Annotated in this window: 14 protein-coding genes; 7 read left to right on the forward strand and 7 right to left on the reverse strand. The window is 73.2% G+C overall.

Annotated features, from left to right (window positions below):
• Nucleotides 1-82 precede the first annotated feature (82 nt).
• On the forward strand, nt 83-1,135 hold the full coding sequence (locus ACGFNV_RS03405; protein WP_393618986.1) for a fatty acid desaturase family protein: 1,053 nt from the start codon (nt 83-85) through the stop codon (nt 1,133-1,135).
• A 91-nt stretch (nt 1,136-1,226) separates the two neighbouring features.
• A complete protein-coding gene (locus tag ACGFNV_RS03410) occupies nt 1,227-1,823 on the forward strand; it encodes a hypothetical protein (RefSeq protein ID WP_393618988.1) in 597 nt (198 codons plus the stop codon).
• Nucleotides 1,824-1,921: 98 nt separating this feature from the next.
• On the opposite strand, the gene ACGFNV_RS03415 is transcribed toward ACGFNV_RS03410, so the two are convergent.
• The 7 genes from ACGFNV_RS03415 to ACGFNV_RS03445 form a co-directional block, all read right to left on the reverse strand.
• Nucleotides 1,922-2,791: an esterase/lipase family protein gene (locus tag ACGFNV_RS03415; protein ID WP_393618990.1), complete on the reverse strand. Its 870-nt coding sequence runs from the start codon at nt 2,789-2,791 to the stop codon at nt 1,922-1,924.
• Nucleotides 2,792-2,926: 135 nt separating this feature from the next.
• Complete coding sequence (locus ACGFNV_RS03420; RefSeq protein ID WP_393618991.1) at nt 2,927-3,466, reverse strand: flavin reductase family protein; 540 nt, start codon at nt 3,464-3,466, stop codon at nt 2,927-2,929.
• Nucleotides 3,459-3,944 (reverse strand): SRPBCC family protein, encoded by a 486-nt coding sequence (locus ACGFNV_RS03425; protein WP_393618992.1) that lies wholly within the window; start codon nt 3,942-3,944, stop codon nt 3,459-3,461. The genes ACGFNV_RS03420 and ACGFNV_RS03425 overlap by 8 nt, the downstream gene beginning before the upstream one ends.
• A gap of 51 nt (nt 3,945-3,995) precedes the next feature.
• Nucleotides 3,996-5,291, reverse strand: a complete 1,296-nt coding sequence (locus ACGFNV_RS03430; RefSeq protein ID WP_393618994.1) for an aspartate aminotransferase family protein — start codon at nt 5,289-5,291, stop codon at nt 3,996-3,998.
• Nucleotides 5,288-6,424 carry an SDR family oxidoreductase gene (locus tag ACGFNV_RS03435; RefSeq protein WP_393618995.1) on the reverse strand — a complete coding sequence of 379 codons (1,137 nt, stop codon included), beginning with the start codon at nt 6,422-6,424 and terminating at the stop codon, nt 5,288-5,290. Before ACGFNV_RS03435 ends, ACGFNV_RS03430 begins: the two co-directional genes overlap by 4 nt.
• A 543-nt stretch (nt 6,425-6,967) precedes the next feature.
• Nucleotides 6,968-8,101, reverse strand: a complete 1,134-nt coding sequence (locus tag ACGFNV_RS03440; RefSeq protein WP_393618996.1) for an acyl-CoA dehydrogenase — start codon at nt 8,099-8,101, stop codon at nt 6,968-6,970.
• 179 nt (nt 8,102-8,280) lie between these two features.
• Nucleotides 8,281-9,033, reverse strand: coding sequence for an alpha/beta hydrolase fold domain-containing protein (locus ACGFNV_RS03445; protein ID WP_393618998.1), 753 nt, complete (start codon nt 9,031-9,033; stop codon nt 8,281-8,283).
• A gap of 291 nt (nt 9,034-9,324) precedes the next feature.
• Between ACGFNV_RS03445 and ACGFNV_RS03450 the strand changes: the two genes are divergently transcribed.
• The 5 genes from ACGFNV_RS03450 (at nt 9,325) to ACGFNV_RS03470 (ending at nt 13,672) form a co-directional block, all read left to right on the forward strand.
• Entirely contained in the window at nt 9,325-9,447 is a 123-nt protein-coding gene (locus ACGFNV_RS03450; RefSeq protein WP_393619000.1) for a putative leader peptide, read from the forward strand.
• A 92-nt stretch (nt 9,448-9,539) separates the two neighbouring features.
• Nucleotides 9,540-10,436, forward strand: coding sequence for a glutathione S-transferase C-terminal domain-containing protein (locus ACGFNV_RS03455; protein WP_393619002.1), 897 nt, complete (start codon nt 9,540-9,542; stop codon nt 10,434-10,436).
• Between the two features lie 445 nt (nt 10,437-10,881).
• Nucleotides 10,882-10,959, forward strand: coding sequence for a putative leader peptide (locus ACGFNV_RS03460; protein WP_393619998.1), 78 nt, complete (start codon nt 10,882-10,884; stop codon nt 10,957-10,959).
• 118 nt (nt 10,960-11,077) lie between these two features.
• Nucleotides 11,078-12,280: an LLM class flavin-dependent oxidoreductase gene (locus ACGFNV_RS03465; RefSeq protein WP_393619003.1), complete on the forward strand. Its 1,203-nt coding sequence runs from the start codon at nt 11,078-11,080 to the stop codon at nt 12,278-12,280.
• A gap of 21 nt (nt 12,281-12,301) precedes the next feature.
• Nucleotides 12,302-13,672, forward strand: coding sequence for an NtaA/DmoA family FMN-dependent monooxygenase (locus ACGFNV_RS03470; RefSeq protein WP_393619005.1), 1,371 nt, complete (start codon nt 12,302-12,304; stop codon nt 13,670-13,672).
• The last annotated feature ends 24 nt before the right edge of the window (nt 13,673-13,696 follow it).

The following is a 13,696-nucleotide window of genomic DNA, read 5'->3' on the forward strand; positions in this document are numbered from 1 at the left end:
TCCCGCGAGCCACGCGGCAACCCCCGCGAACCCCCCGTGAACCCTCGCGCACCCCCCACAGCGAAAGGCCCGGTGGCACTCCATGACCGACATTCCGGCAGTCGACTCCGCACCGCGGGAATCCGGCGCGGCGGAGGAGGACTTCCGTGAACTCACCCGGCGCGTGACGGAGGCCGGGCTCATGCGGGCCCGCCGCGGCCAGTACGTCACCGCCATCGCGGTGGTGTGGCTGATGAACGCCGTCGGCTGGGCGGCGCTCGTCCTCGCGGGCGGCGCCTGGTGGCAGGTGGCCCTCACGGCGCTCTGGCTCGCCGTCTGGCACGAGCAGCTCGCCTTCCTCCTGCACGACGCGGGCCACCGGCAGATCAGCCGGTCCCAGAAGACCATCCGGGCCCTGGGCCTCATCCACGGCAACCTGATGCTCGGCGTCTGCTTCGGCTGGTGGGTCCAGCACCACAACCGGCACCACAACCACCCCAACCACCTGGAACTCGACCCCGACATCCTGCGCCGCACGGCGATCTTCGCCCCGGAACAGGCCCGGGACCGCAAGGGCCTCGCCCGCTTCGTCGCCGCCCACCAGCGCCATCTGTTCTTCCCGCTGCTCGGCCTCGAAGGCGTGGTGCTGCGCGTCGCCGGCGTCATCGCGCTGCGCCGGCGCGCCGTACGCCGCCCCTGGCTCGAGGGCGGCCTGATGGCCCTGCACGCCGTGCTGTTCTTCGGTGCCCTCTTCGTGCTCCTGCCCTGGCCGAGCGTCCTGCTGTTCCTCGCCGTGCACCAGGGCGTCCTCGGCTATCTGCTCGGACTGGCGTTCGCCGTCAACCACAAGGGACTGCCGACCCGGGTGGGCGGGGAGTGGAGCTGGCTGGAACGCCAGGTGCTCACCTCCCGCACCCTGCCCACCGGCTTCCTCGGCGACTTCCTCTACGGCGGCCTCAACTACCAGATCGAGCACCACCTGTTCCCCGGCATGCCGCGCTCCGCGCTGCGGCACGCCTACCCCCTGGTCAAGGAGTTCTGCGCGGAGCGCGGGATTCCGTACACCGAGACGGGGGTCCTGGAGTCCTACCGGGACCTCGCCCGGCACCTCGGCTCCGCCAGCGAGGTGCTCCGCTCGGGGAGCGTCACGGCGTGACCCCGACGGCCGGCACCACCACCGGCACACCACCGGAACAACACCCGACGCCCCGTCCGACGCGACAACCGACAGAAGGGAAACCCCACCCGTGAGGCTCGCCACGACCCAGCATCCGACCACTCCGCGGAGCCGTCCGCGCAGGGCCGCCCTGCCCGCCGTCCTCCTGGCCGGTCTGGGGCTCCTCGCTCCCACCGCCCACGCCGCCCCGGCCGGACCACAGGCCCCGGTACCCGATCTCGTGTGCCGACTGGACGCCGAGGTGAACTTCAGCCCGCCCCTCGGCCTGATCGTCCGGGAGGCGCAGGTCACCGGGCACATCGGCTACCGGGACTGCCGCTCGCCCAACGGGGCGGCGCCGGAGCTGACCGACATCGTCTTCGAGGTGGAGGGCACCGGCAGATTCGGTGGCGTGCCGGTCCCGACGTTCTCCGTGGAGGGCAACGGCGTCGGCACCTGGAACACCGGTGACGTCGGCAGCCTGTACTTCAAGGGTGACCTCAAGGAGGGCAGCCCCGTCCCCGACCGCACGGTGACCAGCGGACCGCTCGCCGGGGACGGCATCAACGGCCTGCAGATCCCCAAGCCCCGGTTCGACAAGATCGACCCGAACGGCGTCGCCGGGTTCGACGTGTTCGGCCAGGTGTGCTTCTGGCAGGGCGAGAAGGGCCGCTGCACGGCGCACTGACGTCCGCTGCACGGCGTAACGGACCCAGCCCGTGAGACGGCGGTGGGGTGAGGCCTCGGCCTCACCCCACCGTCTTGTGCGTGCGTGCGTACGTCCGCTCAGCCGGCCAGTGCCCGCACCACCTCCCGTACGACGACCGGGTCGTACGGCAGCGCCAGGTGCGTGGTGCGGCTGCCCGGGGCGAGGTCCTGCAGGCACAGGTCGGTCACCGGGTGGCCCGGCGCGGCCGGCGTGAGCCGCTGCGACTCGGGAGGCTTGACCACCTCGTCCCGGGTCGACCAGATGACGGTGTAGCGCACGCCGGCCACGGTGTCGCCCGGGGCGACCAGCTCCGTGACGAACTCGGAGTCGTGCAGCAGCTGCGTGAAGGCGGGGCTCACCCGGAACAGCAGCTGCTCCTCGGCGACCTCCCGCACGCCCGGCGCCTGGCGGACCAGCGCGGTCAGCCCCTCCACGGTGACGCCGTGGTTGCTGGGCGCGATCCCCACGACGTGGTGCACCTTGGGCGCCCCGCCCAGGTACTTGAGGTAGTAGTGGGGCAGCATCCCGCCCTGGGAGTGGCCGACCAGGTTCACCTTCTGCGCCCGGGTGTCGGCCAGTACCCGGTCGACGAAGGCGGCGATCTCCCGTGCCGAGGCCCGGACGTCGCCCAGCCCGTACAGCCGCGGCAGGGTCGGCAACTCCCCGTAGTTCAGGCGGAAGATCCGGTGCCCGGCCGCTCTGAGGGCGGGGGCCGCCTCCCGCCAGACGGACTCCCGGTCGCCGAGCGTGCCGTGTACGAGGACGACGGGGAAGGGACGCTCCCCGTCCGGCGGCCGGCCCCAGTCGTCCTCGGCCGGGTCGCCGTCGAGGGCCGCGCCCAGGCGGTGGGCGGCGGACTGTGTCTGGCCGGACATCCGCTCCGGCATGCGGGACAGCTCGGTCACGGCGCTGTCGTCGTTCAGGCCGGGCACACGGGGCAGGGACATGGGACCTCCTGTTGTTCGCTGTGTCGCCGAATGTGCTGCTGGATGTGTCGCTCGACGGGACCCGGATGCGCCGAACGCCCGGCCGGGGTCTCCGGCCGGGCGCCCGGCGCTGGGGTGACGCGGTGGGGGTGGCGGTCAGGTGAGGGTGCGGAACGTACGGTCGTGCCACAGCAACGGACGTCCGCCGCCCACGTGCAGCGCCCGTACGCGGCCGACGACCGCGTGGTGGTCGCCGTAGGGGCGGACGTCCACGACGACGCACACCGACCAGGCGAGCGCCCCAGCGAGAACGGGCAGGCCGAGGACGTGTCGTACGGGGACGTCCGTGAACCGCAGGGCGGGCGGCACCGACGGGTCGGCGAAGCGCTCGGCCAGATCGTCCTGATCTTCCGTCAGAAGACTGACCGCGAAGGTGCCTTGGTCCCGCAGCGCCGCCAGGGTGCGGGAGCTGCCGCGCAGACAGGCCAGCACCAGGGGCGGCCGGGCCGACAGGGACGTCAGCGCGGACACCGTCATCCCGGTGGGCCGGCCCCCGGTGTCGAGGGCGGTGACCACCGTGACGCCGGCCGACAGTTTGGCGTACAGGCCGAGGCAGCGGACCGTGTCCGGGCCGGGCTCGTCCCGCAGGGCGTCCCAGCCCGCCGCGTACTGCGGGGCCAGTGAGACGTCAGCCATGGGCGGGCGCGGCGGTGTCGGCGAGCGGGGCGTCGGCCGCGGTGACCGGGCCGAGCAGTCCCGTGAGGATCCGCTCGATGTTGCCGCGCAGGGTCGACTCGGCCACCGGGTCGAGGAGTTCCGCCAGGGTCGGGATGCCCAGGTCGAACATGGCCTCGAAGATGACGTCCGTGCCGTGCGCGGCGCTGGGCTCGCACCGCCACGTACCCTCGAACACCTCGAAGTCGCCGCTGAGTTGGGTGAACCCGAGGGCCAGCGCCTCCGGGTGGAAGGCGTCGCGCTCCCGCCAGCACATCAGGCCGTTGCGGAAACGCACCGTCCAGTCCGACACCACCGTGCCGTCCGGGCCGGGTGGATGCACCACGACCTCGCGCACGGTCTCGGTGACCTCCGGGTAGCGCCGGAAGTCACGGATGCGCTGGTAGGCGGTCTCGGGGTCCACGTCGTGAGCGGTCATCCGTACGGTGACGTGACGCATGAGGTACCTCTCCGGTTTCCAGTGTGGGACGGGGTTGGGGGGACGGCGTGGTCAGCCGATGCGGGCCGCGACCGCGCGCAGCGCCTCGGTCAGGGCGGCCAGGAACAGCCGCACCTCGTCCTCGCCGACGACGGCCGGCGGGGTGAGCCGCAGGACGCGGCCCGCGTTGAGGGAGTGGTTCACCAGGACGCCGTGGCCGACGAGTTCGAGGATCATCTCGCCGACGGCCTGCTCGGCGGTGAACTCCAGACCGATCAGCAGGCCCCGGCCCCGCACCTCGCCCACCAGGCCCCCGAGGTGGGGGGCGCAGGCCGCGCGTACGCCGTGCAGCAGCCGCAGGCCGATCGCGCGGGCGCGGGGGACGGCGTTCTCCCGGTCGATAGTCTCGACCGCGGCGAGCGCGGCGGCGCAGGCGATGGGGGAGGCCGCGAACGTGGAGGTGTGCAGGTAGGGGTCGCGGGAGAAGGGGCGGTAGGCCTCGTCGGTGGCGACCATGGCGGCCACCGGGACGACACCGCCGCTCAGCCCCTTGCCGACGAGGAGCGCGTCCGGACGTACCCGCTCGCCGTCCAGCCCCCACCACGAGCCGAGCCGCCCCAGGCCCGTCTGGATCTCGTCCACGACCAGGAAGGCGCCGTGCGCCGCGCACAGCCGGCCCACCTCGGCCAGGTATCCCGGCGGGGGGATCCGTACGCCCCCCTCGCCCTGCACCGGTTCGACGATCACGCACGCGCGCTCGCCGAGCGGGGCCAGCGTTTCCGCGAGCGCGCCCGCGTCGCCGTACGGGACGACCGTGGTGTCCGGCAGCAGGGGTTCGAAGGGCCGCTGGTAGGTGGGGTTGGGGGTGGCGCTCAGCGCGCCCAGGGTCTTGCCGTGGTAACCACCGGCGGTGCTGACCAGTGCCGTGCGGCCGTGGGCGCGGGCCAGCTTGAGGGCCGCCTCGGTCGCCTCCGCACCGGAGTTGACGAAGTGCACGCGGTTCAGGCCGTCCGGGGTGCGCCCGGCCAGGGCCTCCGCGGCGCGCGCCGCGACCGGCTCCAGGAAGACCCGGCTCGCCAGCGGATGCGTGTCCACCTGACGGTGCACGGCCGCGGTCACGGCGGGGTGCCGGTGGCCCAGGATGAACACGCCGTACCCGCCGAAGTCGAGATAGCGCCGGCCGTCCTCCGTGAACACCCAGGCACCCTCGGACGCGGTCTCCACCATCCCGCCGAGCACGGTGCCGAGGACGGCGCGGCCGGCGGCGAGGTGGTCGCGGTAGAGGCGGGCGACACGGGTGCCGGACGGGGCGGCTTCGGTGGCGGCCGTGGGGTGGGTGGTGGTCGTGGTGGGGGTGGTGGCCGTCATGACGCCAACTTCCCTGTGTCTACGGTGTGTTGGTCCGCCTGCCCCGGGGTGGGCCGGGTCCGCTGCCGACGGCCGCGCAGGCCCCCGGGGCCGGTGGACCAGGCGGCCAGGTTGCGCACCAGCGCCTCCCGGAGGTCGGCCTTCGTGAGGGCCGAGCCGCAGTGCGGCGCACCGAGGGAGGACTCGAAGGGGAGCGCGCGCTGGAAGACCAGCAGGAGTTCGGCGTACGTCTGGAAGCGGCGGCGCAGCGCCTCCGGGAAGGCGGGCCCCTCGATCAGCGGGAGCAGCAGCCGGTGCACCGACTCCAGCGGGATCAGCCGGGGCGGGTGCGGCCGCGGTCCGTGCCGCTCGGCGAACTCCAGGCAGGAGTCGACGACTTCGCGTTGCAGCAGCGCCTCGGCGCCGGCCGTCAGCCAGAACTCGCCGTCGGTGACCTCGCCGCGCACCAGGTCGCCCACGGCCCGGGCCACCACGTCCTGGGGCACCATGTCGATCCGGGCGTCGGGCGTCCCCGGCAGCACCGGCACCTGACCCTTGACGATGGCGCCCAGGGCCCGGGTCAGCCCCTGCGTGCCGGCGATACGGCCGGTGACGGAGTCGCCCATGACCACCGAGGGGCGCAGGATCGCCCCGGGCACGGGTGCTTCGCGCACCGCCTGTTCGGCCTCGGTCTTCGAGGCCAGGTAGGCGGCGGCGCCCGGGAAGCGTTCCTGTTCCTCGGGGGCGAGCGGGTTCGCCACGAAGGCGGTGCTCAGGTGGTAGAACGGCGCGTCGGCGCGGGCGGCCAGGCCGAGCATCGTCAGCGTGCCGTCCAGGTTGGCCCGCCGGATCGACTCGGGCGCGGCCTTCCAGTTGGTGGCGGCGGCCGAGTGCACGACCACGTCCACCTCGGCGGCGAGCCGCCCCGACTCGGCGTCGGACAGGCCGAGTCCGGGCTCCAGCAGGTCCGCGCGGACTTCCTCGACCCGAGGGTCGTCGACGGCGGTGCGGTGCCGCAGGCACACGAGCCGGAAGCGCGGCGACAGCTCTTCGATCAGGGCTCGGCCGAGCACCCCGGAACCGCCGGTGAGCAGCAGCGTCGGCCGCTTCCTTCTGGGCGGTGCGGTGCGGTGGGGCGAGCGGGGTTCGGGCATGACGATGTTCCCCTCGGTCGGGTGGGTGAGTGCGTGCGGGCGGCGACGGCACGGGGGCGCGCAGCGCGGTGCGGGCGTGTGGAGGCGCGCCCGTGAGGTGCGGTGCCGGGGTGGAGCAGACGTGGCGGCGGGCCGGGCGCCCGCCCTCGGTGGGTGACGCGCCTGACGGTGGCTCTTGGGTGGGTGGCTCGGTCTGCGTCGGGTCGAGGGCGCTCTGTGTCGGTTCAGTGGGCGCGGTCGCCTGCCCTTTGCGAGGACGCGCTGAGTAGGGGCGCGGGGTGGCGGCGTGGGTGTTTCGGTGCGTCGGGGTGGGTCGGCCGTGGCGCGTCGGCCATCCCGGTGGTCGCAAGTGCCGGATCACGGGGCACAGTCGCCTGGCCTGCGCTGGCTGACGGCTGGGCGGGTGGGGCCGGGGTGTCGGCCCCGGTGTCGCGATGGGTCTGGTCGGAGACTGCGGGCGCCGGCCCGGCGTGGCTCGCCCCGCGGGCGGAACCCGGCACATCGGTCAGGCGGTCGCGATGTGCCGCGCAGGGGAGGTGACCGTCAGGCGACGGTCAAGGGTGCGTCGGCCAGATACGCCGCCAAGGGGCCTGTCATCCGGGTGCGCGACGGGGGATGCAGGGCGAGGCCGTTGGCACAGGCGGCGAGGTAGCCGACCTCGTCGGACGCCATGAAGTTCAGTCCGCCGAGCAGCTCGACCGCGCGGGGGACGATCCGGGTGAGCGCGTCCTGAACGGTGTAGCGGACGTACAGCGAGTCGGCGAGGGTGGACTCGTCGGGAGCACCCTCGTCCACGCGCCGGGCGAGCCCCTCCGCCGCGGCCATCGCGCCCTCGACGGCGACGAGGAGCCCGACCCGCTCGGCGTCGGGCACCCGGTCGTTCAGCAGCACCCGCTCCACCAGGGCGCTGGCCGCGCCGAGGTAGCTGCCGGTCATCAACAGCTCGAACCAGACCAGCCCGATGGTCTGCACCTCGTCCAGCCGCGCCCCGGCCGGGGACGCGGTGCGCACCAGGAGTTCCGGAGGCACGAGGACGTTGTCCAGCATGACCTGGTCGCTCTCGGCACCGGCGAGGTAACTGCTGGACCAGAAGCCGCTGACGTCGAGCCCGGGGCTGTCGGCGGGGATCAGCGCGACGGCCAGCTCACGGCCCCCGCCGTCCTCGCAGGGGATCATGACGCTGGCGGTGAGCAGGTCCATGGAGCGGGCCAGGCTGCACGGCCGCTTCACACCGGTGATCCGTACGCCCTCGGGGGTGGGGGTCGCGGACATGGTCGGCGAGAGGATGCCGGTGCCGCTGCGGCCCTCGGCGAACCCGGAGGCCACGAGACGGTTCTCGGAGGCGACGGCCTGGACGAGCATCCACTCCAGTCCCTCGCCGGTGTCACTGAGGCCGACGAGGGTGGCCATCGAGAAGTGGTGCATCGTCGTGGCCACGGCCAGGGAGGGGGAGCGGCTGCCCAGGGCGCGCTGTACCCGCACGGCGTCGAGCGCGGTGGCTCCCCGCCCCTGGAGCGACTGCGGGGCCAGCAGCCCCGGGCCCCCGCTCTCCCGGAACAGCCGGATCCCCGGGCTCTCCGGTGCCTCCAGGGACATCAGCGGTACGGCGCTCAGACTGTCGTCGAGCCCCGGCAGCAGCTTGGTGAGTGCGGCGCGCTCCCGCTCCAGGAATCTCATGTCGTCCCCTGCTCCTCGCTCCTCGTGCCCCTCGCACCGTCGGCGACGTCGCTTCTGTTTACGCGCCCGGTGCTGGGAACCCTCGGGGAGAAGTCAGGGAAAACTTGGGCGTGTTGGGGCGATGGGGACGGGCGGCGGCGACCGAAGGCCTCAGCGCCCACCCCTCCCCCCGGAAGCCCTCAGCGCTCGAGCAGAGAGGCCCCTCGCGCCACGCTGAGACGGGCCGGGCGGCACCACATGCGCAGGAACTCCGCCGCCGCCCCCACCTGGCGCAGCCGCTGCGCCGACGAGTCCTCGTGGATGCGCAGATCCACCGCCACGCCCGAGTGCGCCGCCCGGGTCGCGAAGGCCAGCGCATCGTCCAGCAGCACCTCCGTGCCCGCCGCGTGCAGTTGCAGCGGGGGCAGACCGTGGAGGTTGCCGTGGAGCGGGCTCAGCAGGGGATTCCTGCGCTCCGTCACACCCGCGTAGGCGGCCGCGCGCACGGGCAGGGTCTCCGCGTCCACCGTGCGGTCGGCGGCCGCGTTGAGCAGCAGGCTCGGCGCGTCCAGCGTGAAGTCCAGCAACGGCGACATGAGCACCGCGCAGGACGGCGGCGGCGCGCCCTCGTCGCGCAGGCGCAGCAGCAGGCCGGCCGCCAGGGCGCCGCCGAGCCGCTCGCCGGCGACCGCGGCCGGGCCCCGGCCGCGACAGTGCTCCCAGGCGGCGTACACGTCCTCCAGCGCCTCGGGGAAACGCCGACGGTAGTCGGCGCACAGCACGGAGTACCCGGTGGCGCGGGCGAGTTCACGGGCGGCGGGCAGGGCGTCCTGCGGGGTGCCCGCGAGCCGGGGGTCTCCGTGCAGGTACAGCACGGTCTGCTCCGCGCGGGGGCCGTCGGGACGGGCTTCGGGACCGAACGGGCCGTCCTCGACGTGGACTTCACTCGCCACGGGTCCTCACCTTCTCCGCCGCTTCCCGGTGTTCCTCAACCATGCGGGGCCTTCCGGTCGTCCGACAGTCTCGTCAGGTGAGCGCACGGCCCTCGGCGACGTCGTCGGCGAGGGGTGTCCCACCCGCCCCCTTGCATCCCCGTCGATCAGCCGGGTCATGCATGTGGGTGACACCGCACGAATCCACCGCCACAAACCCACGGCCACGAACCCACTCCGTGGACACCCCCTTGACTGCGGCTCGAGGCGGATCGACACTCCAAGGGAATCCTAGTGAACAGGTAGGGAAACATGGGGCGCCTTGAGCAGGTCACCGACGGCGTGAGCCGTACACCGGGGCCGACCCCTCTTCTGACCTCCCGCCGTCACATCGACCTGCAGCGCGTCTGCAGCGCGATCGGCCCCCGGGGCTGACCTCAGGCGGCAAAGCCGCGCCACGCCCCGCACCCCTGCTCGACGTCGCTTCCGCCGCGCGTACGTCCGCGCGCCCGCCTCCGGGGAGAGTCATGTCCTTCACACCGCTGGCCGCCCACCCGTCCCAGCAGCCCGCCCCCGCCTTCCGGGGCCGGATCGGCCGGGACGCACGCAGCGGCCACTACGCCGTGCCGCGCCGCTACCGCCTCCACCTGTCGCCCGCCACCGCGCCCGGCCTGCGCATCGCCGTCACCCACAGCCTCCTGGGCCTCGACGCGGCCTGTCCGGTCACCCTCCTGCCCCCGGTCCCCGACTGTCCCGACGGGGGCCACTCCGCGCTGCGTCCGCTGTACGACGCCAGCGCGCACCGCTACACCGGAGCGGCCCTCGGGCCGGTGCTCAGCGACGACTGGTCCGGGCGGATCGTCAGCACCCACGCCCCCGACATCACCCGCGACCTGGCCCGCGGCTTCGGCGGCGGACGCCCCTCGCTGTACCCGTGCGGCACCGAGTCGGAGATCGAAGCCGTGGAACGGCTGTGCGCGGAGGGCATCGAGGAGGCCGCGCAGCGCGCCGGAGCGCCCGGCACCGAGTCGGCGCACCGCGCCGCCGCGCTCGACAAGCTGCTCACCACCCTGGACACGCTGGAGCGGAGCCTCACCGGTTTCGCGTTCCTGATCAGTGATCAGGTCACCTTCGCCGACGTCGAGTTGTGGGTCGCCCTGGTGGAACTCGACACCGTGCACCGCCACCACCTCGACGCCGCCGCGGTGCACCGCATCGCCGACCACCCCGCCGTATGGGCCTACGCCCGCCGTCTCGCCGCTCGTCCGGCCTTCGGCGCGCACCTCGACCTCGATGGCATCGCCCGCCGCCACGACGCCCAGTGCCGGGGCCTGGAAGCCGCCGGATCGGCTGTCCAGATCCTGGACTGGGACGCCCACGCGGCAGGCGGAGACAGCACTCCGCCGCAGGTCAACCGACCCTGAGGCGTTCCACCCAGTGGGCCGACGTTGACATGCGATCGGCCAAGGCACCGGGCCGTGCCCGTTGTCGGGGCTGAAGTCCTTCCAGCCCCGCACTCCGCACCACACCGCTTCGGCGGTGTGCCGTTGATCCCCGTAGAGCCCCCGGTTCCGTGCCCTCCCGTGCGTCGCTCCGTGCCGCCGAGCGGTTTCACCCGCCTGCTCCTTCGGCCGTAGCCGCTCGGGGCCCGCCGCCGTCCCGGGGCGCCCGACTCCGCCGGAGCCCGCCATGAGTGAACCCCAAGGCCCCGCCGTGTCTCTCGCCGAGGCACCGCCCCCGCTCACCGATACTCCGTCAAAACAGCTCAACGGGGAACAGGCGGCGAGGTCCGGCCGTTGTGACCGACGACGAGATGTGTGACGCGCCGAAGCGCGCGACCAGAAGGAAGGAGTGGTGGACGTGACCCGGATGACCCACGCCGTCCACCTCCACTCCCGGCCCCACATCGATCTCCAGCGCGTGGCCGGCGCGCTCTGTTGCTCCTGACCCTCCCCCCAGCCTTCGGCCGGCGGGACCCCCATCTCCCTGCGGTCGCCCAACGCCGCGCCCCGTGTCCTGTCCGGGGCCGGCGATCTCGTACGGACCTCCAGGAAGGCACCCACCCGTGTCCTCGACGCACCCTTCTCCTCTGCACCTCGCCGTCGCCCTCGACGGCACCGGCTGGCACCCCGCCTCCTGGCGTGAGCCGGTCGCCCGCCCCCGGGACCTGTTCACCGCCGGATACTGGACCGACCTGGTCACGGAGGCCGAGCGCGGCCTGATCGACTTCGTGACCATCGAGGACGGCCTCGGACCGCAGTCCTCCCACTTCCTCGACCTCGACGACCGCACCGACCAGGTGCGCGGTCGACTGGACGCCGTCCTGATCGCCTCCCGCGTCGCCCCGCTCACCCGGCACATCGGCCTCGTGCCGACCGTCGTCGCCACCCACACCGAGCCGTTCCACATCTCCAAGGCGATCGCCACCCTCGACTACGTCAGCACCGGCCGCGCCGGTCTGCGCGTGCAGATCAGCGCCCGCCCCCACGAGGCCGCCCACTTCGGCCGCCGTACGATCCCGCGCATCGAGGCCTACGACAGCCCCGAGGCGTCGGCCGTGGTGAGCGACCTCTTCGACGAGGCCGCCGACCACGTCGAGGTCGTTCGCCGCCTCTGGGACAGCTGGGAGGACGACGCGGAGATCCGCGACGCCGCCACCGGCCGTTTCATCGACCGGGACAAGCTGCACTACATCGACTTCGAGGGCGCGCACTTCAGCGTCAAGGGCCCCTCCATCACCCCCCGCCCGCCGCAGGGCCAGCCCCTGGTCACCGCCCTCGCCCACGCCACCGTCCCGTACCGCCTGGTGGCCCGCGCGGCCGACGTCGGCTACATCACCCCGCACGACACCGACCAGGCCCGCGCGATCGTCGCGGAGATCCGCGCCGAGCAGGAGAGCGCAGGCCGCGCGGGCGAGCCGCTGCACGTCTTCGGGGACCTGGTGGTCTTCCTGGACGACGATCAGGCCGCTGCGGAGGACCGACGCGCACGCCTCGACGCGCTCGCCGGAGAGCCGTACACCAGCGACGCCCGGATCTTCGCCGGGACGCCCACGCAACTCGCCGACGTGCTCCAGGAGTTCCAGGCGGCCGGCCTCACCGGGTTCCGGCTGCGGCCCGCCGTCGTGGGCCACGACCTGCCGGCGATCACCCGGGACCTGGTCCCCGAACTCCAGCGCCGTGACGCTTTCCGCCGCGCCTACGAGGCCGACACCCTGCGCGGCCTGTTGGGCCTGCCCCGGCCCGCCAACCGCTACGCCGCCGCCTGAGCCGGAAGGACCCGCACCGACATGACCAGCAAGCCGCTGAAGCAGATCCACCTGGCAGCGCACTTCCCCGGCGTCAACAACACCACCGTGTGGAGCGACCCGAAGGCCGGCAGCCACATAGAGTTCAGCTCCTTCGCCCACTTCGCGCAGACCGCCGAACGCGCCAAGTTCGACTTCCTGTTCCTCGCCGAGGGACTCAGGCTCCGCGAACAGGGCGGCGAGATCTACGACCTGGACGTCGTCGGCCGCCCCGACACCTTCACCGTCCTCTCCGCGCTCGCCGCCGTCACCGAGCACCTCGGCCTGACCGGAACCATCAACTCCACCTTCAACGAGCCCTACGAGGTGGCCCGCCAGTTCGCCGCCCTCGACCACCTCTCCGGCGGCCGCGCCGCCTGGAACGTGGTCACCTCCTGGGACGCCTTCACCGGCGAGAACTTCCGCCGCGGCGGCTTCCTGCCGCAGGACGAGCGCTACTCCCGCGCCAAGGAGTTCCTGGCCACGGCGCACGAGCTCTTCGACTCCTGGCGGGGCGACGAGATCGTCGCCGACCAGGCCACAGGCACCTTCCTCAGCGACGCCAAGGCCGGCGCCTTCGTCCACGAGGGCCGGCACTTCGACATCCACGGCCGGTTCAACGTCCCGCGCAGCCCCCAGGGCCGCCCGGTGATCTTCCAGGCGGGCGACTCCGACGAGGGCCGCGAGTTCGCCGCGGCCGACGCCGACGCCATCTTCAGCCGGTACGCCACCCTCGACACCGGCCGGGCCTTCTACACGGACGTCAAGTCCCGCCTCGCCAGGTACGGCCGCCGCCCCGACCAGTTGCTCATCCTGCCCGCCGCGAGCTTCGTCCTCGGCGACACCGACGCGGAGGCGGAGGAGATCGCCCACGAGGTACGCCGCCAGCAGGTCAGCGGGGCGACCGCCATCAAGCACCTGGAGTGGGTCTGGAACCGGGACCTCTCCTCGTACGACCCGGACGGACCGCTCCCGGACATCGACCCGCTGCTCGGCGAACACACCGTCTCCCGCGGCCGCGCCCAGGTCCGCATGTACCGCGATCCGCTGGCCACGGCCCGTGAGTGGCGGGAGCTGGCGGCCGCCCACAACTGGTCCATCCGCGACCTGGTCATCGAGACCGGCAACCGCCAGAACTTCATCGGTTCACCGGCCACCGTTGCCAGGACCATCAACGAGTACGTCCAGGCCGACGCGAGCGACGGCTTCATCCTCGTCCCGCACATCACCCCGAGCGGCCTCGACGAGTTCGCCGACAAGGTCGTACCGCTCTTGCAGGAACAGGGCGTCTTCCGCACCGAGTACGAGGGCACGACCCTGCGCGACCACCTCGGCCTCGCACACCCGGACGCGCGGGACGTCGACGCCGCGTGATGCCACACCGCGTGGCGTGGTCGC

The organism is Streptomyces sp. NPDC048751, assembly GCF_043198595.1.
Lineage (GTDB): Bacteria > Actinomycetota > Actinomycetes > Streptomycetales > Streptomycetaceae > Streptomyces.

What these genes read in the sequence shown, in the direction of transcription:
- ACGFNV_RS03450 (WP_393619000.1), top strand. Translation starts at nt 9,325, where the DNA reads ATGGGGCGCCTTGAGCAGGTCACCGACGGCGTGAGCCGTACACCGGGG.
- ACGFNV_RS03420 (WP_393618991.1), bottom strand. Translation starts at nt 3,466, where the DNA reads ATGGCTGACGTCTCACTGGCCCCGCAGTACGCGGCGGGCTGGGACGCC.
- ACGFNV_RS03460 (WP_393619998.1), top strand. Translation starts at nt 10,882, where the DNA reads ATGACCCACGCCGTCCACCTCCACTCCCGGCCCCACATCGATCTCCAG.
- ACGFNV_RS03405 (WP_393618986.1), top strand. Translation starts at nt 83, where the DNA reads ATGACCGACATTCCGGCAGTCGACTCCGCACCGCGGGAATCCGGCGCG.
- ACGFNV_RS03415 (WP_393618990.1), bottom strand. Translation starts at nt 2,791, where the DNA reads ATGTCCCTGCCCCGTGTGCCCGGCCTGAACGACGACAGCGCCGTGACC.
- ACGFNV_RS03430 (WP_393618994.1), bottom strand. Translation starts at nt 5,291, where the DNA reads ATGACGGCCACCACCCCCACCACGACCACCACCCACCCCACGGCCGCC.
- ACGFNV_RS03440 (WP_393618996.1), bottom strand. Translation starts at nt 8,101, where the DNA reads ATGAGATTCCTGGAGCGGGAGCGCGCCGCACTCACCAAGCTGCTGCCG.
- ACGFNV_RS03435 (WP_393618995.1), bottom strand. Translation starts at nt 6,424, where the DNA reads ATGCCCGAACCCCGCTCGCCCCACCGCACCGCACCGCCCAGAAGGAAG.
- ACGFNV_RS03470 (WP_393619005.1), top strand. Translation starts at nt 12,302, where the DNA reads ATGACCAGCAAGCCGCTGAAGCAGATCCACCTGGCAGCGCACTTCCCC.
- ACGFNV_RS03455 (WP_393619002.1), top strand. Translation starts at nt 9,540, where the DNA reads ATGTCCTTCACACCGCTGGCCGCCCACCCGTCCCAGCAGCCCGCCCCC.
- ACGFNV_RS03425 (WP_393618992.1), bottom strand. Translation starts at nt 3,944, where the DNA reads ATGCGTCACGTCACCGTACGGATGACCGCTCACGACGTGGACCCCGAG.